Annotated in this window: 25 protein-coding genes; 13 read left to right on the top strand and 12 right to left on the bottom strand. The window is 44.1% G+C overall.

Going from position 1 to position 26,966, the window contains the following annotated elements; translation table 11 throughout:
* The first annotated feature begins 224 nt into the window (after positions 1–224).
* The 4 genes from NHN17_RS13920 to NHN17_RS13905 all read left to right on the top strand — a co-directional run bounded on the left by NHN17_RS13920 (position 225) and on the right by NHN17_RS13905 (position 5,810).
* Complete coding sequence (locus NHN17_RS13920; RefSeq protein ID WP_255043173.1) at positions 225–677, top strand: DUF3069 domain-containing protein; 453 nt, start codon at positions 225–227, stop codon at positions 675–677.
* Positions 678–925: 248 nt separating this feature from the next.
* Positions 926–2,203 (top strand): winged helix-turn-helix domain-containing protein, encoded by a 1,278-nt coding sequence (locus NHN17_RS13915; protein ID WP_255043172.1) that lies wholly within the window; start codon positions 926–928, stop codon positions 2,201–2,203.
* Positions 2,204–2,580: 377 nt separating this feature from the next.
* Positions 2,581–4,959: a fatty acid cis/trans isomerase gene (locus tag NHN17_RS13910; RefSeq protein WP_255043171.1), complete on the top strand. Its 2,379-nt coding sequence runs from the start codon at positions 2,581–2,583 to the stop codon at positions 4,957–4,959.
* Between the two features lie 167 nt (positions 4,960–5,126).
* On the top strand, positions 5,127–5,810 hold the full coding sequence (locus tag NHN17_RS13905; RefSeq protein WP_255043170.1) for a cytochrome b/b6 domain-containing protein: 684 nt from the start codon (positions 5,127–5,129) through the stop codon (positions 5,808–5,810).
* A 54-nt stretch (positions 5,811–5,864) separates the two neighbouring features.
* Here NHN17_RS13905 and NHN17_RS13900 read toward each other — a convergent pair whose 3' ends face one another.
* Both NHN17_RS13900 and NHN17_RS13895 read right to left on the bottom strand, forming a co-directional pair.
* The gene (locus NHN17_RS13900; RefSeq protein WP_255043168.1) at positions 5,865–6,311 is read right to left on the bottom strand and encodes a c-type cytochrome; all 447 of its coding nucleotides are present in this window, start codon (positions 6,309–6,311) and stop codon (positions 5,865–5,867) included.
* 133 nt (positions 6,312–6,444) lie between these two features.
* A complete protein-coding gene (locus NHN17_RS13895) occupies positions 6,445–6,948 on the bottom strand; it encodes a GNAT family N-acetyltransferase (RefSeq protein WP_255043167.1) in 504 nt (167 codons plus the stop codon).
* A gap of 81 nt (positions 6,949–7,029) precedes the next feature.
* On the opposite strand from NHN17_RS13895, the gene NHN17_RS13890 reads away from it, so the two are divergent.
* On the top strand, positions 7,030–7,851 hold the full coding sequence (locus NHN17_RS13890; protein ID WP_255043165.1) for a DUF2797 domain-containing protein: 822 nt from the start codon (positions 7,030–7,032) through the stop codon (positions 7,849–7,851).
* A gap of 94 nt (positions 7,852–7,945) precedes the next feature.
* Here NHN17_RS13890 and NHN17_RS13885 read toward each other — a convergent pair whose 3' ends face one another.
* The 4 genes from NHN17_RS13885 to NHN17_RS13870 all read right to left on the bottom strand — a co-directional run bounded on the left by NHN17_RS13885 (position 7,946) and on the right by NHN17_RS13870 (position 10,558).
* Positions 7,946–8,581: a putative ATP-dependent zinc protease gene (locus tag NHN17_RS13885; RefSeq protein ID WP_255043164.1), complete on the bottom strand. Its 636-nt coding sequence runs from the start codon at positions 8,579–8,581 to the stop codon at positions 7,946–7,948.
* A 129-nt stretch (positions 8,582–8,710) separates the two neighbouring features.
* Positions 8,711–9,619, bottom strand: coding sequence for a phosphotransferase (locus NHN17_RS13880; protein WP_255043163.1), 909 nt, complete (start codon positions 9,617–9,619; stop codon positions 8,711–8,713).
* A gap of 271 nt (positions 9,620–9,890) precedes the next feature.
* Entirely contained in the window at positions 9,891–10,124 is a 234-nt protein-coding gene (locus tag NHN17_RS13875; RefSeq protein WP_255043162.1) for a DUF3389 family protein, read from the bottom strand.
* Positions 10,124–10,558, bottom strand: coding sequence for a hotdog fold thioesterase (locus NHN17_RS13870; protein ID WP_255043161.1), 435 nt, complete (start codon positions 10,556–10,558; stop codon positions 10,124–10,126). The genes NHN17_RS13875 and NHN17_RS13870 overlap by 1 nt, the downstream gene beginning before the upstream one ends.
* A 92-nt stretch (positions 10,559–10,650) precedes the next feature.
* Here NHN17_RS13870 and NHN17_RS13865 point away from each other — a divergent pair, with 92 nt between their 5' ends.
* Positions 10,651–11,442 (top strand): M48 family metallopeptidase, encoded by a 792-nt coding sequence (locus tag NHN17_RS13865; RefSeq protein WP_255043160.1) that lies wholly within the window; start codon positions 10,651–10,653, stop codon positions 11,440–11,442.
* A gap of 190 nt (positions 11,443–11,632) precedes the next feature.
* Here NHN17_RS13865 and NHN17_RS13860 read toward each other — a convergent pair whose 3' ends face one another.
* Entirely contained in the window at positions 11,633–11,824 is a 192-nt protein-coding gene (locus tag NHN17_RS13860; RefSeq protein ID WP_255043159.1) for a YtxH domain-containing protein, read from the bottom strand.
* Positions 11,825–11,937: 113 nt separating this feature from the next.
* Positions 11,938–12,399, bottom strand: coding sequence for a TetR/AcrR family transcriptional regulator (locus tag NHN17_RS13855; protein WP_255043158.1), 462 nt, complete (start codon positions 12,397–12,399; stop codon positions 11,938–11,940).
* A 665-nt stretch (positions 12,400–13,064) separates the two neighbouring features.
* Between NHN17_RS13855 and NHN17_RS13850 the strand changes: the two genes are divergently transcribed.
* A complete protein-coding gene (locus tag NHN17_RS13850; RefSeq protein ID WP_255043193.1) occupies positions 13,065–14,693 on the top strand; it encodes an AMP-binding protein in 1,629 nt (542 codons plus the stop codon).
* A 79-nt stretch (positions 14,694–14,772) separates the two neighbouring features.
* On the opposite strand, the gene NHN17_RS13845 is transcribed toward NHN17_RS13850, so the two are convergent.
* Positions 14,773–16,659: a methyl-accepting chemotaxis protein gene (locus NHN17_RS13845; RefSeq protein ID WP_255043157.1), complete on the bottom strand. Its 1,887-nt coding sequence runs from the start codon at positions 16,657–16,659 to the stop codon at positions 14,773–14,775.
* Positions 16,660–16,950: 291 nt separating this feature from the next.
* Between NHN17_RS13845 and NHN17_RS13840 the strand changes: the two genes are divergently transcribed.
* From NHN17_RS13840 to NHN17_RS13830, 3 genes are read left to right on the top strand one after another with little or no spacing between them, the layout of a single operon-like run.
* Positions 16,951–17,292, top strand: a complete 342-nt coding sequence (locus NHN17_RS13840) for a PepSY domain-containing protein (RefSeq protein ID WP_255043156.1) — start codon at positions 16,951–16,953, stop codon at positions 17,290–17,292.
* Entirely contained in the window at positions 17,289–17,948 is a 660-nt protein-coding gene (locus NHN17_RS13835) for a response regulator transcription factor (RefSeq protein WP_255043155.1), read from the top strand. The genes NHN17_RS13840 and NHN17_RS13835 overlap by 4 nt, the downstream gene beginning before the upstream one ends.
* Positions 17,938–19,275 carry an ATP-binding protein gene (locus NHN17_RS13830; protein WP_255043154.1) on the top strand — a complete coding sequence of 446 codons (1,338 nt, stop codon included), beginning with the start codon at positions 17,938–17,940 and terminating at the stop codon, positions 19,273–19,275. Before NHN17_RS13835 ends, NHN17_RS13830 begins: the two co-directional genes overlap by 11 nt.
* A 57-nt stretch (positions 19,276–19,332) precedes the next feature.
* On the opposite strand, the gene NHN17_RS13825 is transcribed toward NHN17_RS13830, so the two are convergent.
* The gene (locus NHN17_RS13825) at positions 19,333–19,572 is read right to left on the bottom strand and encodes a hypothetical protein (RefSeq protein ID WP_255043153.1); all 240 of its coding nucleotides are present in this window, start codon (positions 19,570–19,572) and stop codon (positions 19,333–19,335) included.
* A 203-nt stretch (positions 19,573–19,775) separates the two neighbouring features.
* Between NHN17_RS13825 and NHN17_RS13820 the strand changes: the two genes are divergently transcribed.
* Positions 19,776–21,425, top strand: coding sequence for an ABC-ATPase domain-containing protein (locus NHN17_RS13820; protein WP_255043152.1), 1,650 nt, complete (start codon positions 19,776–19,778; stop codon positions 21,423–21,425).
* A 74-nt stretch (positions 21,426–21,499) separates the two neighbouring features.
* Here the strand turns inward: NHN17_RS13820 and NHN17_RS13815 are convergent, their stop codons facing one another.
* Positions 21,500–22,435: a hypothetical protein gene (locus NHN17_RS13815; protein WP_255043151.1), complete on the bottom strand. Its 936-nt coding sequence runs from the start codon at positions 22,433–22,435 to the stop codon at positions 21,500–21,502.
* Positions 22,436–22,817: 382 nt separating this feature from the next.
* Between NHN17_RS13815 and NHN17_RS13810 the strand changes: the two genes are divergently transcribed.
* Together NHN17_RS13810 and NHN17_RS13805 are read left to right on the top strand one after the other, a co-directional pair.
* On the top strand, positions 22,818–23,978 hold the full coding sequence (locus NHN17_RS13810; protein WP_255043150.1) for a glycosyltransferase family 2 protein: 1,161 nt from the start codon (positions 22,818–22,820) through the stop codon (positions 23,976–23,978).
* Positions 23,978–24,637 (top strand): START domain-containing protein, encoded by a 660-nt coding sequence (locus NHN17_RS13805; protein ID WP_255043149.1) that lies wholly within the window; start codon positions 23,978–23,980, stop codon positions 24,635–24,637. The genes NHN17_RS13810 and NHN17_RS13805 overlap by 1 nt, the downstream gene beginning before the upstream one ends.
* A gap of 136 nt (positions 24,638–24,773) precedes the next feature.
* Here NHN17_RS13805 and glgB read toward each other — a convergent pair whose 3' ends face one another.
* Positions 24,774–26,954 (bottom strand): 1,4-alpha-glucan branching protein GlgB, encoded by a 2,181-nt coding sequence (gene glgB / locus NHN17_RS13800; protein WP_255043148.1) that lies wholly within the window; start codon positions 26,952–26,954, stop codon positions 24,774–24,776.
* Positions 26,955–26,966: the final 12 nt, after the last annotated feature.

Below are 26,966 nucleotides of genomic sequence, written 5' to 3'. Positions count from 1 at the left end.
CCTACAAGTTCAAACAAGCGCATATATCCTTTTATCCCTCTATAAGGCTGTTAGCAATAAACAGCCCAAAAAGGTTTAAACGTGAGCAATCTAACGTGACTACCGCGGTTATTGCGCTATCTTATACCCATGTTACTGCAAGTAGCTTAGGTATATATGTTGACTTTTAGATAGAGGGCTTTAGGATTCCCTCCCTTAAACAATTCATGCTTTAGGAATTAGCTATGTCTGACATCGAGAAAAAAGAAGATCAAACCATTGAAGAAGTGAAGTTCACTCTTGACGATTGCTCTCCAGAACTACGTCAAGTTGTTGAGTTTGAAGAAGTACCAGAAGAGCTTCTTGACATGCTAATTAACGTTTACAAAGCGTCTGAACCAAGTTCACGTGAAGCTTGGGATCAACTACCAGCAAGTGCACAAAATGTACTGGATAATTTCGAGCAGTTCCACGCGTTGGTAGCTCTTAGCCAAAGTTACTCAGGTGTAGACTTCCTTGGTGAAATGCAAGAAACAGAAAAGCCTTCAGATATGACTGAAGAAGAGTACACCGACTATAAAGCTGTAACGCTTGATAGAGTCCTTCACAACTGTGTGAAAGATATGGGTAAGCAACTGAAAAAAGCCCGTCGAAACCCGCCAATGAAGCGTGAGTTTCTGGAAATTTTCAAGAAATAAGTATTATACAATTACGTATTGTTTAATTATCGGGAGGGCCTTAGGCCCTCCCTGTTTTTATTGGGAGCAATCATACCAACCGACATAAATATTTGATCAACGACTTATCCAGATTGGTAGCATTCCCGTACCATTTGTTTTTTTTCATGATAAAATAAATGCCTTGAATTAATCAGGCGTCCCCCGAGTAACCTTAAACGCCAATCAACCACTACAATACCCTATAAGAGATGGTTTCTGAGGTACGAATGCCTGGTCAAAAGCAGTTCAAATTTACCAATGGGCTTAATTTCATTCCTGCGTTAGGAGTAATAAAATCTAATAGTACCAGTCAAAAACTCAACCTCTCTGAACAACACATCTTGCTCTATCTTATTGAGCATGCGACCCATCCGGTGACGAAAGACGATTTGCTCAAGGCTGGCTGGCCTGATCGTGTTGTATCTGAAGCATCGCTATTTCAAGCTATCCGTAGCCTGCGCGTAAAACTCCAGGAAAAGACTAAAGGCGAGATCATCGAAACCCTGCCCCGTGTTGGTTATCAAATTACCCAAGTCAGCACCGAAAAGTATTCGGACTTATCGACTTCAACGGTCATAAAGAAGACAGCCCCTTTTCTCCCCTACCTCTCAATCGGTTTACTTTGCGCTATTTTATTGATGGTTGGGGGTTACCTATGGCAAACAGGATACAAATACCCGGATAAAACCCAGTACATCATCCGTACTACCATGTTGCAAAATGGCACTGTAACATTGGTATCAACCAGTGAAGAAGGTGTTGTTGAGCTGCAAACGAAACTTAATGAAATGCATCAAGATTATCTCCAACTAGAGAACGCTCCGGACTTGAACAACATAAAGTTTTACGCCTATAAAGGCCCTGACTCCTATTCCCTTGCATGGTGTCGCATTGACGAAAACAAACTCTGTTTGCCCCAAACTGATTTTTCATATCAGATCAGCAAAGATGATTGGAAAATATTCTCCCGTGAAATGTTTAAGGAATTACCTCTTTCCCGGCCTTACCCAGTAATTCAAACAGATCTTGCCCGTAAACCGACATCGCAAGTCTACATGAACTATATTGACAGTTCAGGTATCGACTCAAAAGTGATATATCACTACATCACCAGAGATGAAGTAAACACATTTAATTTTTCCTACCTAAACTTTATTTCTGAAGAAAAAACCGGCTATCACCACGCGTTGTCTATCAGCTCAGCGACATTAACCGTGATAGAGAATGAGTCACCGTTTATTTCTACCATAGAGCTCAAGCCGATGATGTATCATTGGGCATACCAAGCAAGTGAATCCCTCACTGAACGCTTGTCGACGGCACTCGCATCTGAGCATAAACTCAAAGAGCACTTTCTCCGTAAAAAAGTTAGCTATAACTATCTAATTTATCATCAGGCTCATCTTGATTTGATTTTAAATGATCAGGTGGGTATTTTTTGGGTCCATAATAGTGAAAAAGATGCCAAAACCTTTAACTACAAACGACAAGCGGCGAGACAATGAGTTCGCCGCTCAAAAATCGACATACAGAAGCTTGTATACTCAAGTAACTTGGGTATACAAGCTAACTTAAAAAACCAATGTTCATTTTCTTTATTTGTGATATTTTCGACATAAGATAAGGCACCCTGTTTGAGCGCAGTATCATTCCAACGTAGGGATAGGTATTAAGGTACAACTATAACTGAAACAGAGCACGCCAATAACGAAATAAATGAAACGAATCTCGCTACCTAGCACTTTAGTTAGCCTAATTAACGGTGAGTGGTAAGATGCCAGTATAGCTTTTCCACGTTCTGCCAGTATTTTGATAGACTTAACTTAAACATTAGCGATAAGCGCACTGCAAATTGCCTGCGTAAATAATAAGATAGAATAATATGATATTTAAAAACAAACACTTTAAGCGAGCATGTTATTTTTTCCTGCTATTTTTCTTCTCCGGTTGCGCCGTCTATGCAGGGCTAAACTTAGATCAACTGTTTGGCAAACCTCAGCCTCAGGAAAGAATTGCCGCAGCATCGTCACCCATCGCAAACCACTATATTGATACCGTCAAACCAATCATCGAAAACCGATGTGTTGTTTGTCATGCTTGTTATGATGCGCCTTGTCAGTTAAAGATGTCATCATCCGAAGGCATCGATCGTGGTGCCAGCAAGGAGAAAGTCTATCAGGGTACTCGCCTGCTCGCGGCCAATACCACGCGTATGTTTATTGATGCCCAGTCAACCAGAGAATGGCGTGACAAAGGCTTCGCCCCCGTATTGAACGAGCGAGTCCAGACTGAAGAAGCCAATACCCAGGCCGGTGTCATGGCGCGCATGCTTAAGCTTAAACAGTCACATCCTCTTCCGGGGCAAGAAGTGCTTAATCCAGATGAATGGGACTTTTCACTGGACCGCGATCAGCAGTGCCCTACCATCGAAGAAATGACCAGCTATGAGCAAAACTACCCTGAGTGGGGGATGCCCTATGGTCTACCGCAAATAAGCGACAAAGAAAATCAGGTACTGATGAACTGGCTCGCCAATGGTGCCTTTATGGCAACCGCACCGCCGCCAAACGCGAAGACCTTGAAAAAGGTCGCTGACTGGGAAGCTTTTCTAAATGGAAGCAGCCTGAAACAGCAACTAACCAGTCGCTATATCTATGAGCACCTGTTTGTTTCTCATCTCTATTTTTCTGATGATTCGCAACCAATTTTTTTCAATCTAGTCCGCTCTCGAACTGCACCAGGGAAACCAATTGACCTTATTGCTACTCGACGTCCTTATGATGACCCCGGCGTTGATCGTGTCTACTATCGCTTCCAACCCGTTAGGGAAACTATTGTCGATAAAACCCATATGCCTTACGCGCTTAGCAGCGCCAAATTGGCTCGCTTCAATACATTGTTTATCCAGCCGAAGTATGAGGTAGCATCACTACCAAGCTATCATCCGGATGTCGCAGCCAACCCTCTGATCTCATTTAAACAGATACCGGTTGATAGCCGCTACCGCTTTATGATCGACAATGCCCAAAACACCATAATGGGCTTCATTAAGGGGCCGGTTTGCCGCGGGCAACTTGCACTTAATGTCATCAACGATCACTTTTGGGTATTCTTTGTCGACCCTGCCATGGCCAATACACCTTCTGTCGATGAGTTTTATGAATCACAGGCAGGGAATCTAAGGTTACCAGCGGAAAATGAAAGTAACACCCTACCGGTGGCCAATTGGATTTCTTATTCCAAACAACAAGGGCGCTTCCTTAAAGCAAAGAATGCGTTTCTTAATACTGCTTTTAAAAATGGCGAGCACCTAACCACTGAATTAATTTGGGATGGTGACAACTACAACGATAATGCCAGTCTCACAGTCTTTCGCCACTTTGACAGTGCGACGGTCACTAAAGGCCTGGTTGGCAGTCAACCGAAAACGGTTTGGGTTATTGATTATTCACTCTTGGAACGTATCCACTACCTGTTAGTCGCTGGCTTTGATGTTTATGGTAATTTTGGCCACCAACTTGTCACACGTATGTACATGGACTTTTTACGTATGGAAGGCGAATCGAATTTCCTCTCTTTACTGCCAACAGATGTACGTCACCAGCAACTCGCTTATTGGTATCAAGGGGCTAATAAACACCTGACAGAATACCTTCAAGGGAATATCAATGAATTTGATCAGCCGACAGGTATCAAATACCACACATCACACCCTAAAAATGAGCTTTTAGGTATGCTGCAGAAGAAGCTAAACGTTGTTTTGCCCGACCGATACGATTTCACTCAATCCAAATTAAACCAAAATGGCTCATTGGCTCTCTATAAATTAAACCGTATTAGTGGAAAGCAAGCTAGCTTGCTACCAGAAATTACTTTTATCATGGTCGAGCCCACTCAACCGGAGCAACAAACAGAGTTATTTACCCTGATCCGTAATAGCGCCCATAAAAATATATCCAGCCTGTTCGATGAGGAATCTAACCGGCTCCATGCGCAAGATAATGTCACTTTGGTTCGAGGTCTGCTAGGAAGCTACCCTCGAGCATTCTGGCATGTGAAAGAAGCGGATTTAGCATCAGCGGCAAATCAAATTAGTACGATTCAAACAGAAGAAGACTATCGCGCTTTCCTTGACAAATATGGCGTTCGCCGGACCGCCCCAGACTTTTGGTCGTTCAGTGATAAATTAAATGAGATAAACCAGCAAATGTTTCCGATTGAAGCAGGGCTGCTTGACTATAACCGGATAGAGAACCGGTAATCTAAAATCGATACTTAAATCGCGTTATAGCAATCTGGGTAAGAAATTGATCAAGTATTTATGTAGGCTGGTATAAATAAATGAAAATAAACAACACACAATGTAGCGAGTATGTATAAACCGGGTAAAATAGGTAAATTTAAATCACGACAAGGAAGGAGCCTGCCATGACCCAACCCCAGCAGTATGCTGTGTGGGATAGTTATATCCGCGGTTATCACTGGTTACAAGCTTTCACTATTGGCGGTTTATGGTACACCGGCACAGAAGGCCTAATGGACTGGCACTTTAGCCTAGCGTACTTATTACTGACTCTGTTAACCACTCGATTGATTTGGGGGGTAATTGGTAGTGAAACGGCGCAGTTCCGCCACTTCATCCGCTCTCCTAAAATAGCGATTCAATATTTAATCGCTACAGTGCGTGGCAACCACAATGATAAAAGCACATCATCACCAGGCCATAACCCAGCAGGTGCTTATATGGTTGTAGCTTTCATGCTTCTGCTTGTTACTCAGCTTTCTACCGGCTTATTTGCCAACGATGATATTATTTCAGAAGGGCCTTTTGCCCATCTGGTCAGTGGTGAAACCAGCAGCTTCCTGACTGATATTCATGCCCTAAACTTCAATGTGATCCTCGGAGCTATCTGTATACATTTAGCGGCGATCACTCTCTACTTTTTGCGTAAAGACAACCTCATTACCCCAATGTTGACCGGAAAGAAAGTTCTGGACGGCGATACCCTCCCGAAAGTGGTCAGTGGTATTTTAGCTTGGGTGATATTCCTTATTATTGGCACTATCGTCTATTTTACCCTCGCGCAAGACGTTGTAGCATATCTATTTTAATCAAAAATGCCAGGCTAACGTCTGGCATTTTTAGCTTTTCGAGTACTTTAAAAGCTAACGATATTTATAGTCACTATGGCAAGACTTACAGTTCTTAGCCGCCTCTCCAAATGCACGTTTGGTTGAACGCTCGTCACCCTCCAGCGATACTTTAGCCAAGTTAGCCATGTCACCTTGAAACTTATCTAACTTAGCACTGAAACCTTCCCAGTCTGACCAAATTTCAGGCTTCGCTTTTGTCTCGCCTTTATCAGTACCGGTTACTTTGAAGGCTTCTTCAGGCATATAAGTCAGCTGTGAAATAAATTGAGCACGCTGGCTGAATGTTTGCTGATCCCAATCTTTGCGGCCTTTTACCATTTCTGCCAAATCACCAAAATTAGTTGCGATCATTGTAAACGCGGCTTGACGATATTCTATTGCATCTTCAGGCTTCTCAAACGGCGACGCTGAAACACCGGCAGCAAACATTATACACCCAGCGATCATTACTTTTTTCATGACTTTCTTTCCCTTTGTTATTATTCCGTTTTTGGTAACACTGGTCATTAACCCCACCGTAAGGTAATGTGCTTAGTGTCATATGGAAATGATACAGAGGGATAAAAACATGTAAATACTTTGATTGTAAATATTACAAAGATTTACAATCAAAGTATTTGACCATTTCTCCTCTGGTCTCATCTATTGCAAATACAAAATCATGGTGTTTTTGATAAAACTCAATTAGCTGTGGCATTCTATACAATTGGATACTGAGCCCTCTCAATTTTCGGCGTTTTGCCTCTTGTTCCAAGATATGGATCAATTGTGAAGCTAGCCCCATATTACGGTATTTAATTGAGACCCAAAGCGTTCCAAAATACAGCGTTTCAGACTGCTCTGTCGGTTCCCGGTAACAAGCGCCTGCAAGGTATTCATCTTCATTTTTAATAAAAAGATAATGGTTACCCAGATCTGTCAGGCTCTGAATAAATTGCTCATATGAGTCAAATCTAACATAGGGTTTGCCAACAAACGCTTCATATTCAGCGAAAGCATCATTTATTGTTTCCCATATTTGTTTACGCTCACAATCAGATAACGAAACAACATCTGGCTGGATTACCCCTGGCGACATTCTTTGTACATTAGCCATAGCTTCACCTAGCAATACTCAAACAAGCACTTGTAACTAACAAATGTTATCATGGCCGAAAACATAACAAAGAGCAAAGTCATGCTAGGAACACTCAGTAAAATGAAATCTCAACTCGGTGACGTCGTTGAATATCAACTTCCCGTTGGCGATGAGTTACTACCTCTAAACCCACTAATTGGGAAACATCTTAAGCTGACTCACACGGGTAATATTTATTGTGATGCCTGTGGTAAAAAAACCAAAAAAAGCTATTCGCAAGGCCACTGCTTTCCATGTATGAAAAAGCTAGCCCGCTGTGACATGTGCATCATGAAACCGGAAAACTGCCACTATGCAAAAGGTACCTGCCGTGAACCAGAATGGGGTGAGGCCAACTGCATGGTTCCTCATTATGTATACCTTTCTAATACATCAGGACTAAAGGTGGGTATTACCCGCCATACCCAATTACCAACCCGCTGGATTGACCAAGGTGCTACCCAGGCATTGTCAATTCTGAAAGTAAAAACACGCCAAATTTCCGGATTGGCAGAAATCGCACTAGCTGAATTAGTGGCTGATAAAACGAATTGGCGTGCCATGTTAAAAGGCGATAATGTTGATATGCCTCTTCAAGACGAAGCACAGCGCCTGCTGCCTGAGATAGAACAACGTATTAACGAGTTGCTTGAGTTATACGGGGAAGGCGCTGTCGAGAAACTCGAAGAGGATATCGTTACTATCCACTATCCAGTTAATGTACACCCGAAAAAAATCACGTCGCACAACTTTGATAAAGAACCTGTTGTGGAAGGTACGCTAATGGGGATTAAAGGCCAGTATCTGATTTTCGATACCGGTGTGATCAACATTCGAAAGTTCACCAGTTATGAGGTCACGGTAGAAACAGCTGTAGACTAAAAGCTTAATACAATGCATCCAAAACGGCTGTTGTCACCTACATGTAGTGACAACAGCCGTTTATCTGTATGGCTAAATGGCTTGGCTAGAATGTCTATTTTGCTTTAGGTTGAACAAACTTCCTGTTGCTATCTACCACAGCAACATCCCGAATAAAATTCATACCCAATACGATTCCTTGCCCTGCGCCAAGAGCAAATTCGGTCAACTCATTGAGCTCACCTAGTTTTGCTCTAAGCTTAACAACCGCCTGTGGGTTTTCACTTTTTTTCGATTTGAGCCAACGCTCGACCGGTAACTCAACGTCTTTGCCACCAGCATTGAATTTCACCCAGTCTTTACCATCGCGCTCAAAAGCCTGTAAATTACTCACGCCAATAGATGAAAGCGTTTTTCCATCATCAACCTTGGCCCGAATATGCTGCTGAGCTTGGGCTATCCACAACCATTCTTCATTACCTAAAATCAACTTGCCATCGTCAGTTTTGGTCACCACCGGTTGAGGCTTAGGTTCTGGTTTCACTTCCGGTTCAGGTAACGGTTTAACTTCCGGCTCAGGTATAGGTTCTGGAGTAACAGGCGTCCCTGTATCGACAACCGGTGGGGTGACAGGCTGCTCGATGCCCCCTCCCCCAATATCCGGTTCAGGGGTTGTTTCTGTCTGCCGCCCAGATTGCTGAGCACAACCTGCAAGCAACAATAGCGCAACATATGTAACCACTCTTCTCATTAATCTCATCCCTACAACATCAAGGTTCGTAATATGATCAAACATTTTTTTATTTAGTTATATATACCATAGTACGCTCAACTAATGGCATCATCAAAATATCAGCGTCAAGCGTTACCCAAGATCACATTATAAAACATAGCCATACTCAACACTTAATGTTTGATCGAACTGAGACAGCTTGTTTTGAATCCAAGCCTCATCATACCACCCTATATTCCGACTATGCTTAGCATCGTCCCACAAACTAAAATACCAACGCCGCAACTCAAAACCCGGTGCTAATGGCATCTCTTGCTTATAGCGCTCAGCAAGCTGCATTTCTGGCCTCACATCCAATAAATGGAAGAGATCCATTTCACGGTGTTTAAAACCAACATCGCACGGGTCCAGGATAGCAGTAACTTCAAATGACTTTGGATCAACCAGAATATTACCAACGTGGCAATCATCATGGATCAGCGAAGATTCCGGTAACGCTTCAGATAAAATATTGTCTCTCATCTGCCATAAAGAGTGATACTTTTGCTTTTGCACTGGCGTGAAAGGAGAAGCAGCACTGGCAACATAGCGATAAACAGGCTCCATCCAGTGAGAGAAAGCCTTGCTTAAGCTTGGATCAAACCTTCCACTCTCCAATTCGAAGCCATTGGGTTCCGAGATACTGTGTAACGTATGTAGTAACTCAAGGTAGCTCTCTGCAAAACGCTGGACCGCATCCTTTTCATTGGGAATTTGATGTGCTGAAATCCCTTCTAACCACTCAAGCATAATAAAATCGTAGCCTTCTTCCCGGCCAAAAAATAATACTTCAGGAACTGGGCATGGTAATGCTTGACGCAAACGTTCCAGACCTTCAATTTCTTTTCTTAACCGCCCTATTTCGTGCGAAAACTTAACAACAACCTTACTATTGCCTGATGCCAAGAAAACAACACAACCATAAAATGTTTCTTGTATTTCAAACACTTGGGGAGTTTCACGAAACATTGTTTTAAAGCTAAGCTCTGCAATCCTTTTTAGTTGCAATCTATTCAATCTGACTTCCTTTTCACTCGTTAACTTTACTCGGTTAAAGCAATGATTTTATATGGATAATTTTAGCTTCACCTTGTAATACCATAACCTGTTAGAAGTCGTTTTGGATTCACCATGGTCAATAATGAGTTCAAGCTCTCACAAATAGTGCTTTTGACTGAAAGAAAACAACAGAAGGTTTACCAAAGTAGCTGTAAACGGTTTGATTTGGCAAGAATTGATGGGCGATAGCAACGCTCTGGCTTGCAGTATTACGACCAGAGCGATCATATTATTGAATGGCAATGCCAAGTACATCAGCTAACTCTTCAAGTTGCTGTGCGGAATCGAGTCGGAAGGACCAATTAACCCCCGACCCCATAGCCGTGATCACATTCGCTCCGTTACCAAGAAGAGTAATGTCATCGGCAGCAGCCTGTAATGATACGCGTGCAGTGCCGTCTAATCGAACGACAACTTCATGTTGGTTGGCAATGATCCGCCCTGCCGAGAAAACAATTGTCATTATTCCACCGTTTTTTTATGTTTCATAACTGCAATTGTTAGGCGGCTGGTACACACCATACGGCCCCGAGGATCTGTAATATCTATTTGCCATACTTGGGTTGTCGCCCCCAGATGTACTGGCGAAGCTTTACCAATAACATGGCCACTTCTCATTGCACGCAAGTGGTTGGCATTGATATCAAGACCGACACAATATTTTCCTTCATCAACACACATATTAGCGGCCAACGACCCCAAGGTTTCTGCCAATACGACAGAAGCACCACCGTGTAGCATCCCCAACGGCTGATGGGTCCTTGGTTCAACGGGCATCACCGCAGACAAGCTGTTGTCATCAAATGTCGAGTACTCAATACCGAGATGCTCAACTAGCGTATTTACCGATGTCTCATTTAAACTATCAAGAGTGAAGGATTTTTTCCAAATACTCATCACGTTATCCGAACAATCTTATTTGGAGAGAATGATACAGCAACTGTATAATTCCGCTATTGCGGTTTATATAAAAATGAAAGGAGTCTTGGATGAATCGCTTTCAACCTCTTGCTATTGCAGGCTTAATCACCGCTGCTCTAGCATTAACAGCTTGCAGCAGCTCGCCGACGGGTAGGCAGCAGGTATTGCTGTATTCTGAACAGGATATGTCCCAGTTAGGGGCACAGTCTTTTGACGCCTTAAAAGAGCAAGAAAAGATCTACACCGATACAAAAACCAATCAGTATGTTCAATGTGTTACGGATGCACTGACGACCCGTTTAGGAGGCCCTCAAACAACAGGGCAATGGGAGGTCGTCGTCTTTGACAGTGATCAGGTCAATGCCTTTGCTCTACCTGGAGGTAAGATCGGCGTCTATACAGGACTACTTAAGGTGGCAACAAATCAAGATCAGTTAGCTACAGTGATCGGTCACGAAATTGGCCATGTGCTTGCCCAGCACAGTAACGAAAGGCTTTCCCGCTCCCAGCTCGCTAACATGGGGATGCAAATTTCCAGTGCAGCCATCGGGGGAGCAGATTACCACGATGCGGCCATGGCGGGCTTGGGGCTTGGCGTCCAATATGGCGTGTTAATGCCTTATGGCCGTGCGCAAGAATCAGAGTCGGATATTATTGGCTTGAGGATGATGGCAGAAGCGGGGTTTGATCCTTTTGAGAGCATCAACCTATGGAAGAATATGGCGGAAGCATCTGGTGGTAGCCAGCCTCCTGAGCTGCTATCGACCCACCCTTCCCACTCAACCCGGATCGATGACTTACGCGCAGAAATCGCCAAGCTGCCGAATTTCAATACACCAAAGCCTCAATGTAAGATATAACTAGGAGCCCTCTTTTAGGGGGCTTTATACACAATCAGATTAGCCACTACAATAATGCAGCGTAAATGAACCTAGATAGTGACTACTCATCGGGCGATGGTTACGCCGATTTTGCTAAATGGCTCGAAGTGCAACCAGAAGACCAGTTTTTACGCTGGTATTTTTTATGTCAAAGGAAGCTTAAGAGTTGTTATTTTTTTAGCTCTTCGAACTTATCGCTTAGGTCACTAGCGGTATCCGATGCTTTACTAGACACATCTTCAAAAACATCCTGCACATCTTCAAATGAGCGAGAATCGGTAAGATCTTCAATTTGATCTTTGTAGGTCACACCGATGTAAATTCCAAAACCAACTAAAGCCAGTACGATATATTTCAACATCTCAACCTTCTCTTTTCAAACTGAGCATATGAGGCACTTCCCGCCTCTTTAAAAATAGTCTCTTTTATAACGAAAAACAGCTTCCGAAGAAGCTGTTTCAATCCTGAGCTTAATTAGCGAACCAGGCTAATTAGGGACTTACCCAGCAACCATTCAAGCTCTTTCTGGCTTTCTTCGCCAAAACGCTCAAGGCATAGAGTATAAAGTCTATCAATACCGCGCTTGGCAAACTCGCTAGTCGTTTCTGAGGAGGCGATATGATGAAATAACAAACGTAACGTAGCCTTAAACTCCTCATCATCCAATGCCGCAACCCAACTACTCGTAAACCCAGCCAGGCCATTATCGAGAGCAAGTTTTTCAACAAATATCCGGAAAATACGACCATCCAGAGCAGTAGCGAAATCGTGCTTCTTGGGGAAGTGATGACTAATACCCGTACGAGAGATCCCTGTCTGCTTGCTCAAGGTGGTATACGACATCTTGTCGTATCCCAACGTCAAAATTTGATCCACTACGGCATCCATAATCGTTTGGATGGTAATTTCAGTATCTTCTTTACTACGCTTCGGCATAATACTTTGACTCTATGATTCTATTTGATCACCCAAAGACCCGCCTAATTCCCAAACGGGTTACGTAACCATATAAGCAAATGTGTTGAAATCCGATTGATGCCACTTTGTCATACTAATAACGAGTCGCACAATACAGGATGTCATTCCGTTAATTGATAATATTACCGTTTAACCGTCAGTTTCAAGTCAAAAAATGTCATGAAATGAAAATTTAATTCAGTGTTCACTTACAGTAACCAACTGACGGGTGAAACCACCACGCTAAGCTCCATATATGGCTTATTTATACTTAAAGCTCAATTCTTGCAGTGCTTTGAACTAGCCGTAACTGATTTATCATCATGAACATCTTTATTCACTCCACGAAATTGGCACTATTGTAATAGAAACAGGAATTTATGAATAGGCCAGCAACATTAAAAAAATTGTACACCTGTTTGAATTTTGTTCTATTTTAATCTTTGAAAACTAATTATTTTTTATTGTTTTATGCGAGTAAGACGCTTTTAAATAATCTGAAGATAGTAAATAACTGCTTGACCAAACAGTGAAAATAGCATTAATTTAACAAAACAATAACACGGAAGGATCGAAGTATGACTCTACCTCTGCAATCGGATCGCTTAAGGGATACTCTGATGACTCAACCACTGCCAACTGAAATGATTCTAAAATGGGCAGAAGAACGCGCAGATGATGTGTACCTTCGCCAGATCATCAACCGACAATTTGTCGATTTCACCTATGCAGAGGTAGCTGACAAAGCGCTCAGGCTTGTCAGCGCCCTTCGTGCCCAAGGTTTCAAGCCTGGTGATCGTATAGCGTTGATGTCAAAGAACTGTGCCGAATGGTTCATCACCGACCTCGCGCTAATGCTGGGTAGCTATATCAGTGTCCCTGTTTTCCCAACGGCGGGTTTTGAAACTATTGAACACTGCTTAACACACAGTGAATCGAAAGCTGTCCTCATCGGTAAGTTGGACGACAGCAAAGCAGCACTTGCTGTAATGGAAAAATACCCAGATATTCTTTCTATTGCTTTTGATTATCCGTCTGCACCAAAATGCGATCACGACTTTAATACCTTACTTTCCCAATATGAGCCATCACAGGAACGTCCAAACCACCAGCAAGATGATTTGATGTCGATTGTCTATACCTCTGGTACATCCGGTCTCCCTAAAGGTGCGATGCTAAGCTATGGTTCATTTGCATGGTCTGCGCAACGTCTTGTGGATCATATTGGAATGCAAGAAGGTGAACGTCTGTTCTCCTACCTACCTCTAGCGCACATTACCGAGCGAGTCTATATCTTTGGCTCTTCAGTGATGTCTGGAATGCAAGTTGCTTTTCCTGAGTCTCTGGATACGTTTATCGACGATGTAAAAATGCATCGTCCAACGTTGTTTATTTCGGTTCCTCGACTATGGACTCTTTTCCAACAACGAATCTTGGAAAAACTTCCGCAAGGTAAGCTCAACTTATTACTGAAAATTCCATTCATTTCTGGTGTCATCAAGCGCAAACTTGCCGATGGCCTTGGTCTAAATAAAGCACGAGTACTCGGGTGCGGCTCTGCCCCTGTCTCACCAGCCCTACTTCGCTGGTACGAGAATATTGGTTTGAACATTACCGAAGCTTGGGGGATGACCGAAAGCTTTGCCTACAGTACCCTTAACCACCCATTCCGCAGTGACAAAATTGGTACAGTCGGTAACTCTGGCCCAGGGGTTGAAATCAAAGTTTCAGCCGATGAAGAAATCTTGGTACGCGGCATGGGGTTGTTTTCTGGTTACTACAAAAATGAAGATGCGACCAAAGAGATGTTCGACGAAGATGGTTGGCTCCATACCGGTGATATTGGTTTCATGGATGAAGAAGGTTACTTAACGATTCAAGGCCGCAAGAACGACACCTTCAAAACGGCCAAAGGGAAGTTTGTGTCACCAGTCCCTATTGAAAAACGTATCTTTGAAATTGCCAATATTGAAATGATGTGTGTGATTGGTTCTGGTATGCCAGCACCAATTTTGCTAGCCGTTCCGCATGACTTCCCTAACTTCGACCGTGAACGCTATGCCCGCACAGCCCAGCGTGTTATTGATACCATCAACCAAGAGCTAGAATCTCATGCCAAGATCAGAGGTGTGCTGATGATTAAAGACCCTTGGAGTGTAGAAAACAATATCTTGACGCCAACACTTAAGATAAAGCGTCACCTGCTTGAGAAGAAATACCATGATGTCGGTGCTAACTGGCCAAAAGATCAATTAGTGCAGTGGGAAGAATAACTCAGTCCTCTCCCCCCTTATACAACAAGCCCTCGCATTTGCGAGGGCTTTTATTTTCGCCTATATTTCAGAGCTTAAATCATAGCTTATAGCGCTGTACTTCCGTCTCGAGTTGTCCGGCTAGTTCCTTCAAAGAGCCCGCTTGACGGGCCGCTTCCATAGCTTCTTGAGCCATTTGGTTTGCCACTTCCTGAACACCTTCGGTATTACGACTAATTTCCGCCGTTACACTCGACTGTTCCTCGGCCGCCGACGCTATCTGAGTCGCCATATCACTGATCACATGTATCTCGCTCGCGATACTATTGATACTCTCACCCGCAGCATCGACATCTTGAACGCTGGTATCAGCTAGCTGGTGGCTATCATTCATCACAGTCACTGCATTATGAGTCGTCGACTGAAGTGTCTCGATCATATTTTGAATTTCTTCTGTCGAAGTATGTGTACGCTGAGAAAGCACCCTTACTTCATCGGCAACGACCGCAAAGCCACGGCCTTGCTCTCCTGCACGCGCTGCTTCAATGGCCGCATTGAGTGCCAATAAATTAGTTTGCTCGGCAATCTCTCGGATAGTTGAAAGAATGGAACTAATTTTCAAGGCATGCTCATTAAGATCTTCAATAATGGCTGCGGCATTGGTGACTTCACTGGCTAGGTTGCCAATTGATTGCTGACTTTGGCCGACTTGGCGATGACCATCACCGGCCAACGATACCGCCTGCTCTGCCGTCTTCGCTGTGTTCTCAGCATTACCGGCGATTTCCTGCGTCGCACTCGCCATTTCGGTCACAGCGGTTGCTACCATGGTAATTTCATCTTGCTGCTGGCGAATACTGTGGCTGCGCTGAGTTGAAGCCGTAGCAGAGTCGGCAGCATTGCGATTTAGCTCGATGGCAATATCACGCAGCTTAGTCGCCATTACATGTTGATGTGACACAAACTGGTTGAAATTTTCGGCTAACTGACCAACTTCATCCTGGCTGTTGACGGGAATACGAGCGGTTAAGTCTCCTTCACCATGGGCAATATCAGCTAAGGCTGCAGATACTTTTTTCAATTCACTCAGTTGCTTTGTCAATAACAAGCTGCTCAAACCGCAAACCACGACAAGGATCACAAGCCCGATAAGCAACTCATCAAATAGCATATCCCGAATCGGCGCTTCAAGTACCGACTTATCCATCACCATCACTAGCGCCCAACCAGAATTTGGCACATCGTGAATAGCAACCGCTCGCTCACGCCCGTCAAAGTCACTCAGAAAAAAGCCGCTGCCATTCATCTCGTTGCGAAGAGAATGTACATTTAAACCCAACTCTGAAATCGGCTTCAGCTGCATATCCGAATTCGGGTGAGCAACAACGACCTGATTTTCCATATCCAGCAACATAGCATAACCGTCACCCAGCACCGGAATATTCAGTACATCACGCATCAGATCGCCAAGAGCTAGATCTGCTCCAGCAACGCCCAGTAGCTGCCCACTTTGCATCACCGGCTCGGCTAAAGTCACCACCAATGTTTGCATGGTGTGGCTCATGTACGGTGCTGTTACAACCGGCATCCTCGCGGCAGCAGCTTCTTGGTACCACCCTCTTTCACGAGGATCATAACCGGCGCGGTTTAACGATGGATCCTGACGGTGCATGTCCCCTTGCTGGTTACCGTAAAAGCTCAGACCGAAATCACCCGATACATGCATCTGCTTAAGGTGCTCAACAATATCAGGCGCATCATTTGTTGCCATGGTTTTAACCACGGCATTTACTGCTGCTTGCTTACTTTCAAGCCAGTCACCAATACCCTTGGTCACCGCAACAGATGTATTTCGGCTTGCGCTTTCAATAGACTGCCACGCTTGATTTTTCATTGACAGGTAGGAAAAACCGCCAAGGACTATAGCGGTAATAGAAACGGCAACAAAACTCGATAACAACAGCTTTGCTTTTAAGGATAACTGCATAACTTCCCTTTATCTCGAAACAAAATGGGGGGGATTATAATGTGTGGCACGAATAAAATTCATGATCTATCGCCAAAAAAATCATTTTCATACCAATATAATCAACGACATATGCACTAAAACCCTTAAGGGGAATTTATGTTTATTAAACAATTTACATCGTCCGTTATTCACCTAGCACTTATCATTCTGCTGATAACTCTTGATATGGTGTAAAATCAATTAGCTATAAATTCAAGTGACTGGATATATTCATTTTCGGTTCACGTACAATCGTTTACAATTTAATGTATGAATAGAAAAAACAAATACATCCTGTCGCTGCTCTTTTTAACCTCTTCTGCACTGGCAAGCGTTGAATTGGAGATTGATGAAGACCATGACGATGTCATGCGAGCTGTTCAACAAGGACTGGTACAGCCGTTCTCATCTTTACAATCTAAGGTAAACGAACAACTCCATGGCCGCATTATTCGCGTCGAGTTGGAAGAAGATGACGACATTTGGATCTATGAGTTAAAACTTATCGGCCCCAACAATAATATTGTCAGGGTGGAATATGACGCTCAAACCCTGACAATTCTTGAAATAAAAGGCAGGGGTCTTGAAAACATAATCAAGGTAGACCAATGAAAATACTTGTCGTTGAAGATGAACAGGCCTTGGGTGAACAGATTGTTGAAGGTTTAGAGCAAAGTGGTTGGGTAGCCGAACTCGCCTCTGATGGTATTGATGCCTTGTACCGTGCCACTTCAGAACCTTGGGACGGAATTATCCTCGATTTGGGCTTACCCAAATTGGATGGCCTGACCGTGCTAAGAGGTATCCGAGATGAAAACGTCACTTGTCCGGTAATTATCCTTAGTGCTCGTAATGAACTCACACAGCGTGTTGACGGCCTCAATGCTGGCGCTGACGACTACCTAACAAAGCCATTCCAGATGATTGAGCTTGTTGCCCGTTTGCGAGCACAAGTACGCCGCTCAACTGGTAATGCCTCGCCGATCATTCAAATTGGAGGGCTAAGTCTCGATACCCGTACCTCTAAAGTCATGCACAACAGTGAGAGTATCGACCTTACCGCTCTCGAATTTAAAGTGCTTTCCTACATGATGCACAATGCCGATAAAGTCATTTCACGCACAGAGCTTGTTGAACACATATATAAGCAAGATTTTGACCGCGACTCTAACACCATAGAAGTGTTCATTGGTCGCATTCGCCGAAAAATCGGCGGTGATGTGATAAAAACGGTCAGAGGGCTTGGATATCGTATCAATGCCGATTAGAGCCCCACAAACACCTCTACCCAGCCTTCGCAGCCGCTTACTCATTGCCGCGGCTGTTTGGCTATTGGCTATAACCCTTGCGGCGGGTTATTTGATGCCATCATTCATCAAGACCTATTTGGTCGACCAGGAGAAACATCAACTATATATCTACCTGGATGAACTAACGGCCCAAATTGATGTAGACAATAATGGCAATTTACTTCCTCCCAACACATTATCCAACCCACGATTCCAGCAGCCATATAGCGGGTTATATTGGAGTGTTAATATTGATAACAAAGAGCTGCGTTCTCGTTCTTTATGGGATACTCGAATTTCAGGCAATAGAGAGTCAGGATATGTCGGCCCAGATAAGCAATCGCTACTGGTACTCAACCGGAATATCCTATTGCCCGAACTTGATGATCCTGTCACGCTCACTGTGGCGATCAACCAAGAGCGGTTACTGAAAACGCTGACCCAACTTACCAACGGTCTGTGGTTAATATTACTGATTATGGCTGGTGGTATCCTCTTTTTAATCTGGCTACAGGTTAGCTGGTCACTCTGGCCGCTACGCCACTTACAACAAAATTTAAAAGATGTACGTGAAGGGCAAACATCAGAACTTAGCGGGGTCTATCCCGCCGAAATCCGCCCTGTTGTTGACGACCTCAATGCCCTGCTGTTCCACTATCAGGAGCTCCTTGACCGGGCACGTAACCATGCCGGTAACCTATCGCACGCTCTCAAGACGCCGATTGCCGTACTCAATAATGAAATCGCCCACCTCAATGAACAGGAACAATCGCGGCTACAGCCCTCTTTGCAACAACTTCAACAGCATATTGACTATCACTTAGGACGAGCGAGAATGGCTGGTACGAGCAATATCTTGTCAGCCAAAACGGCTCCCTCCACTCGAGTTGATGCGATATCCATGGCGATGGACAAAGTCTATGCTGACCGTGGTGTTGTGCTTGTGAACGAATTAGACAGTGATTTGTTGGTGGCGATTGAAAAGCGGGATCTCGATGAAATCTTAGGGAATGTAATAGAGAACAGCTACAAATGGGCAAATAGCTTAATACGTGTCCACCAACCGGAACAAACAACTGAGAATGTTTTACTGGTAATAGAGGATGATGGGCCCGGTATTGACGATGATGCCTACCAGAATGCTGTAAAGCGAGGCGTTAGGCTTGATGAGACAACACCTGGCACAGGTCTCGGATTAAACATTGTCAGCGAGTTGGCTCATAGCTATCGCGGTGAATTGATACTAAGCCGAAGCCCGTTGGGAGGATTAAGGGCTTCAATTACCCTGCCTAAACCTAGAAAATGATATCAACCAGCCACAGCACTTATATAGCGGGCGTTTGTTCGCCAGTTTCCAACAACCCTAGGCTGGCCAAAGCGTGAGATTTACGATCCTAACAATCACGCCAAGTACCAAGGAAGCAACACCCAATCGGTACCATTTGAATTCTTCGACTGACAAACCAATACGGCTGTAAAACATCTTCAAGACCCCGGTCCAATCACTTGTTCGGCGTCCATATATAAAAATTCCGTTTGCGACCATGGCTAACCCTGCCAAAATTAGTAGATATTCGGCAACTGTCATTGATAACTGCAGCATGGTGTACTCCCTTTTTCATCATCTACACTCTGATTAAATGCCATTAACACAAATTGCTCAATTAGACCAAGGTAGAGGATCGCGTTTTCACCGGAAGGGTTATTTAAGAAAAAATCCCGTTAACAGTAAAGATTGTATGCTTATTCAAGGCGTTTAGTGTAGAATCCTGCCCCCTGAAATTCTAACGAAGTTATCGAGGCGACATGCAATTACTCGAAGCAAAATTACATAAAATTGACCGTCATAACTACCGCAGCTACTCTAGCTTACGCGGTGAATACCATTTCGTTGACTTCGATTTCTTCATTGATATCACTCAATCGGACCCATTTGCGCCAGCCTCTCGCGTACGTGCGCGCCGCAAATGGTCACTGACTGACCTTGAGTGGTTAAAAGAACAGTCTCCTGACTACCAACGCGCTGCACGTGATTTCATCGCTCGACAATTTGCCGAGCTGGCACAGCAAATTAATGATATTCAAATTGACCGTCCGGGACAAACGGTTCTAGACCGTACCGCCGTTGTCTTTGATGACGATGCACTGGAGTTGCGCTTTCGCGTCAACCTGCCTTCAGACGGCCGCACAATTATTGCTAAAAAAGCAGCTAACCTGCTGACGTTCACCATGCCAAAGATCATTCGCCGTGCCACGATTGCACGTGAGTTACCGATGGATGAGTTAAAGCGTCACTGTGAAACGGTAGAAGATCAGGTCGCTCTGCGTAAACAACTAGCAGATAAAGGCTTGATGGCCTTTGTTGCCGATGACAGCGTACTTCCTCGTTTGGCGGGTAACAGCGACTCACCGTTAGCCGATGCCATTCCGTTCGTTAGCCCAGAAAACCTTGCGATTGAGCTTGAAGCACCACATCGCGGAAAAATTCGCGGCATGGGTGTTCCGAAGGGCATCACCATGATTGTAGGTGGTGGTTTCCACGGTAAGTCTACCCTACTAAACGCAATCGAAAGCTCAGTTTACGATCACGTTCCGGGTGATGGTCGTGAATATATCGTTACTGAAGAATCGGCGTCCAAAATCCGCGCCGAAGACGGTCGCTGTGTACATAACGTCGATCTTACTCCATACATCAGCAACCTGCCGATGGGTAAAGACACCAGCATGTTCTCAACCCAGAATGCATCTGGTTCAACATCACAAGCGTCATGGTTGCAAGAATCCATTGAGTCTGGCTCTAATGCCCTGCTAATCGATGAAGATACCTCGGCATCAAACTTCATGATCCGCGATGAGCGCATGCAAGCCTTGATCGCTAAAAATGATGAGCCTATCACGCCGTTGGTTGACCGTATTTCACTGCTACGTGATCAACTGGATGTATCTGTGTTGCTTGTTATGGGTGGCTCTGGTGACTATTTGGACGTTGCAGACACAGTGATCCAAATGCACAACTACCAAGCGATCGATGTAACAGAAAAAGCGAAAGAAGTAGTTACCTCTCACCCGACTCGCCGTCAGCTTGAAGGTAGCACCGAAATCACCCGCCCGCGCACACGGAAACTAAACCGTGCGGGCCTAAAAGCACAATTAGAAGACGGTAAATTCCGTATTCAAGTCAAAGATAAAACGTCTATGCGTTTTGGCCGAGAGCAGATTGATCTTCAAGCACTTGAACAAGTTGCCGACTCAAGCCAGTTGCATGCAATCGGCTGGCTGTGGTTCCAAATAGCTCAGGGTAAAGGTTGGGAGAAAGCACCGAGCAAGGCTTTCGCTCAAATGCTTGCCAGTGACGAGTGGTTCCGCACCATGCCAAACTACGGTGATATCGCCAAACCTCGAGTTATCGAGGTAATGGCTGTACTGAACCGTATGCGTAAATCTGAATTCCAGTAGTCGTAAAATACGCTGAATAAAAAACGATGAGGCTTACCTCATCGTTTTTTTTGCCTAAAGCCCATGACTATTAATTAAAATCGGCGGCTTACTGCAAAGAACAGGGTTTCTCTGGGTCCGAACCCTGCTTCCATGAGCACTTCCCAGTCACGATTAAATGCATATTGAAAACCAGCAACACCATTCCATTTATCATCAGTACTTTGGCTAACTTCGAATTTACCATCTGGGGCAAGTTGGTCGATAATACTATCTAATGCCGGAGGTAAACCAAGACTCTTTAGGTCACCAGACAAATATTGCTGAACATCTTGATACATAGCACCAACAAATACCCGGAGCTCACGACCACCATCGTACTCCCAACGGTGGCCGACACGAGGTGCTGCAACAAATGTTTTAATATTGCCATCAATCGCTGAAATACTTGTATAAGTGTAATTCATATCAACCAAAGCAAACCAGCTTCCCACGCCACCCGCTATCGTGGTACCAACACCATAGGTTCCACCGTCCATATCCAGCTCAAACATTGCGTTGTCAGGCAAATCACCACCAGCAGCATCCAACAAACGACATAGTGCCTTATTTCCAAAGCCAGGAACCGAGGCATGATCACAGCTCACTGAGTTTATTTTCGCCTTACTAGTACCTTGGGTATAACCTAGAATCCCGTAAACATTCAGAAATGGAAAAACCCACACATCACCACGTAAAGTGATATTTGAGCCTTTAAAATCAGCATGATTGGCATCAACATCAAGTGCATCCAAGACTGGGTGCCCTGTTAAATTAATGCTATTAACCGTAATAGGATTGCTCATATCCATGTAAGACAAAGATAAGCCATACGGTTTTGGCAGTGTATAGCCTCGCTTCTCTGCTTCATCACCCCATATAGGGAAAAAGGAATCCTGACCAAAGGTCTGCGGTGCAACAAAAAGGCTCAATAGCAGTAAAGCTTGTGTTTTCAAATTTATATCTCTGTTAACAATAACAATACCTTCCATGGTCATTTCTTCGCGCGTTATGATGACATTTAAATACTTAACCAGCACTTAATTGAACGAAATTCAATTACATTTGTTTTATCCATTACCGCATTAGATTAAGTCCTGTGAAGTGCTACCTTACTTTTTTTCTTGTTTGTTCGGGTAAAAAAACCAATTGCACGCACAATTAAACATGCACAGATTACTTACGAGAAATAACATTTCATTTTCAGTAACATATGACATATTAGTGAAAATATCTCTAATGCATGAGTTTCCCAATGCACAAATAAGTTGGCATTTATTTAAGATTAATTAAACACTAGTCAATTGAAGTTCAGCATTAACAATATATTATAAACCGTTGGTCATAACTACATTGCAAAAACAGGTTTCATTTATGGTGTTACTCGCTTTAACTATCCTCTCAATAATAGGGGTTTTGGTTTTTCTAATAAAATTAGGCATTTTGGCCCAGCATCGGGTGCACATAAAGCGAGGACAGTATTCACGCGATGATTGGCCGAGCGTAACCATCGTGATCCCTGCGCGTAATGAAGAGCATAACCTTAAAATATCACTCGGCAGCATCCTCGAGCAAGATTATCCAGTAGACAAGCTTGAAGTCATTGTTGTCGATGATTTCTCTGAAGATCAAACTCGCCAAGTTGCTCAGCAGATGATGTCGCAAAGCCAGTTTAATGCGCAATGCATCAGTGGTCGCCCACTGCCAAAAGGGTGGATAGGTAAAAGCAATGCCTGCATGGCTGGTGCTCTGCAAGCCAATGGCGAGTATATATTCTTTATTGATGCTGATACTCAGTCAGATAAAAAGATGCTGAAAAGCATTATCGACTTTACGCTCAGCAAAGAGATCGATCTGCTCTCGTTTAACCCTCGCCAACTCATGTTATCGGCATCAGAGAAAACCCTTTTACCGGGGCTATTTTTATCGATCGCCTCTTTTATGAAATTTCATGAGTCAAACGATCCTGATAAAGAAGAAGCGATTGCCAATGGGCAAGCAATGCTGTTTAAAACCAGTGCATATAAAGCCGTAGAAGGGCACACAGTAGTAGCTTCCGAGATTTCAGAAGACCTTGCCTTTGCCAAAGCAATGAAAGAACGTAAATTTAATATCTTCTGGGCATTTGCAGATGATCTTATGAGTACGCGAATGTACACCAGTGCAGCAGAGATCTGGCACGGTTTTTCCAAAAATATGAATAGAATTGTTGAAGTCAATAATTTCGCAAGTGCTATTACCCTATTGAGTAAATCCTTTTTTATAGCCTGGTCTACCCCGTTGTTATTGCTTTTATCATGGCTATCTTATAATAGTGAACCGACTCAAATAGCGTTGTTCGTTGTTGGAATCAACTTACTTATGCAGTTGATTCTATTGATAACTTACGGCGTACTTGCAACCCAGCTCTTTGTTCCTATCATTTATGCCATCTTCGTACCCTTCGGCATTACTTTGCAGGGCTTGCTTGTTATTAACTCTTACCGGCTATCAAAACAGAAATCGATCTCTTGGAAAGGGCGAGTGGTAGAATAATGAAAAAAATATTGATGTCATTGGTTACCCTCATGTGTTTTCAAGGGGTATCAAGTCAAGCCTTCGCTCAGGAACCATGGAAAAATGTTCGGGACCGCAAGGATATACAAGTGTATAACCGGGCAATAGAAGGCAGCGACTTCAAAGAGTTTATGGCACAAACGACAATCAATGCCAGCCTCAGTACCATCATTGCCGTATTTAACGATACCAATGCCGGTATTGAGTGGGTTGAAAATGTCGATGAAATGCACACCGAGAAAGTAATCAGTGATTCAGAAACAATCACCGTGACTTATAGCAAAGCCCCCTGGCCCGTTGCCGATCGTGATGCCATCGTATTAAATAAAACCACTCAAGATCCAGATACTTTAGTTGTGACTATCCAGCAAGAAGGCACCCCCGACTACTTACCACTAAAAGACGGAGTCGTCAGAGTAAAAAGCCTAACAAGCCGCTGGATATTTACACCGGTAAGTGACTCAGTAACGCATGTACACTATCAAGTTCTGACAAACCCTGGGGGTAACCTGCCTGCGTGGTTAATCAACATGGTGTCAGTCTCTCAGCCTTACAACTCCTTACTTGGCTTGAAAAAAATGGTAAAACGAGAGAAATACCACAATCAACACCATCCACATATTGTTGATTTTCAATAGCGACTTACAGGATCCAAAGAATACTTGATCAACTACTTATCCAGATTGGTATAAAACAGATAGGGCTTAGTGGTAATTTGCCAAACAAAAAAAACCCGCAACAAATTGCGGGTTTTTAATCTAAATAGCTTGTCTATTACTTGAAGCGATAGAACACTGTTGCCAGAGGCGGCAAATCAATAGCAATCGATTGCTCTAGTCCGTGGCTAGCCACTTGCTGTGTCACGATAGATGCTTTCACTGGCGAGTTGCCACCCCAGTATTTTTCATCATCGGTATTGAGTAACAGCTCATATTCACCGGCAGCAGGTACACCCAGCAGATATCCTTCTCGAGGTACCGGGGTAAAGTTACTGACAATAAGAACTTTGTCGCCATTAAGCGCAAAACGCTCATGAGCCAAAATGCTGTTACCAGCATCATCCTGAACACGCCACTCAAAACCAGCAGGGTCGCAGTCTTGCTCGTACATTGCAGGCTCAGAGGTATACAGTGCGTTCAAGTCTTTAACGACTGCCTGCATGCCGCTATGACGCGGATACTGCAACCAGTGCCATTCTAGTTGACCATCGTGACACCACTCTGCACTCTGGGCAATTTCTGCCCCCATGAAGTTCAGCTTCTTACCCGGCTGGCCATACATGTACCCCATGAATGCGCGCAAGTTGGCCGTTTTCTGCCATTCGTCACCTGGCATTTTGTCAAGTAGCGAGCCTTTGCCGTAAACAACTTCATCATGTGATAGAGACAATACGTAGTTTTCACTGAATGCATACACCATTGGGAAAGTAATGGTGTTGTGATGGTAACTACGATGTATAGGCTCTTCCTGCATATAGGAAAGGCTATCGTGCATCCACCCCATGTTCCATTTGAAGCCGAACCCTAGACCGCCCATGTCAGTCGGTTTAGTTACACCTGGGTAGGCCGTTGATTCTTCAGCAATGGTCATGGCATTCGGATAATGGCGGTAAACTTCCTCGTTGACCCAACGCAGCAAAGTCACCGCATCGAAGTTAACATTGCCACCTTCATGGTTAGGGATCCACTGGTCATGCTCACGGGAATAATCCAGGTACAGCATTGATGCAACGGCATCTACACGCAATCCATCAATATGATAATGCTCGAACCAGAACAAGGCATTGGAGACTAGGAATCGGCGGACATGATCACGGCCGTAATCGTAGATGTAACTCTTCCAATCTTGGTGCCAGCCGCGACGAGGATCCGGATCGTTAAACAATGCGGTGCCATCGAAGTTCGCTAGGCCGTGGTCATCTGATGGGAAGTGGGCAGGAACCCAATCCAATACCACGCCGATGTTAGCCTGGTGGCACTGATCAACGAAGTATTTGAAGTCATCAGGTGAGCCAAAGCGACTCGTTGGTGCAAACAAACCAATCGGCTGATAGCCCCATGAGCCATAGAAAGGGTGCTCGGAAACAGGCATCAGTTCTATATGGGTGTAACCCATATCACTCAGGTAAGGGATCAGCTCTGCAGCAAGTTCGCGATAGTTAAGGAACTCGCCTTGATCGTTTTTACGCCATGAACCAGCATGCAATTCATAGAACGACAACGCTTGTTGATGCTTGGCAGTTACCGGACGGTTTTGCCATGTGTCATCTTGCCACTCGTAGTTGGCTTGGTCATAAACTTTGGACGCAAATGATGGATATTGCTCTGATTGATATCCCCATGGGTCCGCTTTGTGAGGTAGCCCCTCACCCGCACTGTCTTTCAACTCAAACTTATAAAGGGTGCCTTCCTCTAGTTCAGGAATAAACAGCCCCCATAAACCATCATCCAGACGCTGCATTGGATGACGACGGCCATCCCATGCATTGAAGTGGCCAACGACACTTACGGCTGAGGCATTCGGTGCAAAGACAAGAAAACGTACACCAGAGACAGATGAATTGCCTCGATTCAGTGTGACAAGCTGCGCCCCCATTTCACTGTGCATCAGTGATGGGTCTGTCAGCGCTTCGCCTGACTGAATCAAATTATGGAATTGGTAAGGGTCGTAAATCGTTTGTTCGCCTTGCGGCCATTTAACGACAAGTTTATATAGTGCAGTGGTAAAATCGAAATCACCCTCAAGCACAAAACCGCTATCAGCTTCGCGTACGAGGGTAAAACGTTCACCGTTTTCAGTTATTGCTTCAACAGAGTCAGCGCCTGGCACGTACACGCGAAGTGCGGTGTCATTCGACTGATATTGAGGGCCTAAAAATGAAAATGGATCTGAAAATGCAGCTCTCTCGAGCTGCAAATATTCCTTATCACTGCGGGTCACTGTAATTGTGTCCAACGCATTACTCCT

Source organism: Photobacterium pectinilyticum (assembly GCF_024357955.1).
In the GTDB taxonomy this organism is placed as follows: Bacteria; Pseudomonadota; Gammaproteobacteria; order Enterobacterales; family Vibrionaceae; genus Photobacterium; species Photobacterium pectinilyticum.
This window is presented reverse-complemented; position numbering and strand designations above follow the sequence as displayed.

Bases quoted from the DNA above. Each gene is read 5' to 3' on its own strand.
- NHN17_RS13920 (WP_255043173.1), top strand. From the start codon at position 225: ATGTCTGACATCGAGAAAAAAGAAGATCAAACCATTGAAGAAGTGAAG.
- NHN17_RS13915 (WP_255043172.1), top strand. From the start codon at position 926: ATGCCTGGTCAAAAGCAGTTCAAATTTACCAATGGGCTTAATTTCATT.
- NHN17_RS13910 (WP_255043171.1), top strand. From the start codon at position 2,581: ATGATATTTAAAAACAAACACTTTAAGCGAGCATGTTATTTTTTCCTG.
- NHN17_RS13905 (WP_255043170.1), top strand. From the start codon at position 5,127: ATGACCCAACCCCAGCAGTATGCTGTGTGGGATAGTTATATCCGCGGT.
- NHN17_RS13900 (WP_255043168.1), bottom strand. From the start codon at position 6,311: ATGAAAAAAGTAATGATCGCTGGGTGTATAATGTTTGCTGCCGGTGTT.
- NHN17_RS13895 (WP_255043167.1), bottom strand. From the start codon at position 6,948: ATGGCTAATGTACAAAGAATGTCGCCAGGGGTAATCCAGCCAGATGTT.
- NHN17_RS13890 (WP_255043165.1), top strand. From the start codon at position 7,030: ATGCTAGGAACACTCAGTAAAATGAAATCTCAACTCGGTGACGTCGTT.
- NHN17_RS13885 (WP_255043164.1), bottom strand. From the start codon at position 8,581: ATGAGAAGAGTGGTTACATATGTTGCGCTATTGTTGCTTGCAGGTTGT.
- NHN17_RS13875 (WP_255043162.1), bottom strand. From the start codon at position 10,124: ATGACAATTGTTTTCTCGGCAGGGCGGATCATTGCCAACCAACATGAA.
- NHN17_RS13870 (WP_255043161.1), bottom strand. From the start codon at position 10,558: ATGAGTATTTGGAAAAAATCCTTCACTCTTGATAGTTTAAATGAGACA.
- NHN17_RS13865 (WP_255043160.1), top strand. From the start codon at position 10,651: ATGAATCGCTTTCAACCTCTTGCTATTGCAGGCTTAATCACCGCTGCT.
- NHN17_RS13860 (WP_255043159.1), bottom strand. From the start codon at position 11,824: ATGTTGAAATATATCGTACTGGCTTTAGTTGGTTTTGGAATTTACATC.
- NHN17_RS13855 (WP_255043158.1), bottom strand. From the start codon at position 12,399: ATGCCGAAGCGTAGTAAAGAAGATACTGAAATTACCATCCAAACGATT.
- NHN17_RS13850 (WP_255043193.1), top strand. From the start codon at position 13,065: ATGATTCTAAAATGGGCAGAAGAACGCGCAGATGATGTGTACCTTCGC.
- NHN17_RS13845 (WP_255043157.1), bottom strand. From the start codon at position 16,659: ATGCAGTTATCCTTAAAAGCAAAGCTGTTGTTATCGAGTTTTGTTGCC.
- NHN17_RS13840 (WP_255043156.1), top strand. From the start codon at position 16,951: ATGAATAGAAAAAACAAATACATCCTGTCGCTGCTCTTTTTAACCTCT.
- NHN17_RS13835 (WP_255043155.1), top strand. From the start codon at position 17,289: ATGAAAATACTTGTCGTTGAAGATGAACAGGCCTTGGGTGAACAGATT.
- NHN17_RS13830 (WP_255043154.1), top strand. From the start codon at position 17,938: ATGCCGATTAGAGCCCCACAAACACCTCTACCCAGCCTTCGCAGCCGC.
- NHN17_RS13825 (WP_255043153.1), bottom strand. From the start codon at position 19,572: ATGCTGCAGTTATCAATGACAGTTGCCGAATATCTACTAATTTTGGCA.
- NHN17_RS13820 (WP_255043152.1), top strand. From the start codon at position 19,776: ATGCAATTACTCGAAGCAAAATTACATAAAATTGACCGTCATAACTAC.
- NHN17_RS13815 (WP_255043151.1), bottom strand. From the start codon at position 22,435: ATGGAAGGTATTGTTATTGTTAACAGAGATATAAATTTGAAAACACAA.
- NHN17_RS13810 (WP_255043150.1), top strand. From the start codon at position 22,818: ATGGTGTTACTCGCTTTAACTATCCTCTCAATAATAGGGGTTTTGGTT.
- NHN17_RS13805 (WP_255043149.1), top strand. From the start codon at position 23,978: ATGAAAAAAATATTGATGTCATTGGTTACCCTCATGTGTTTTCAAGGG.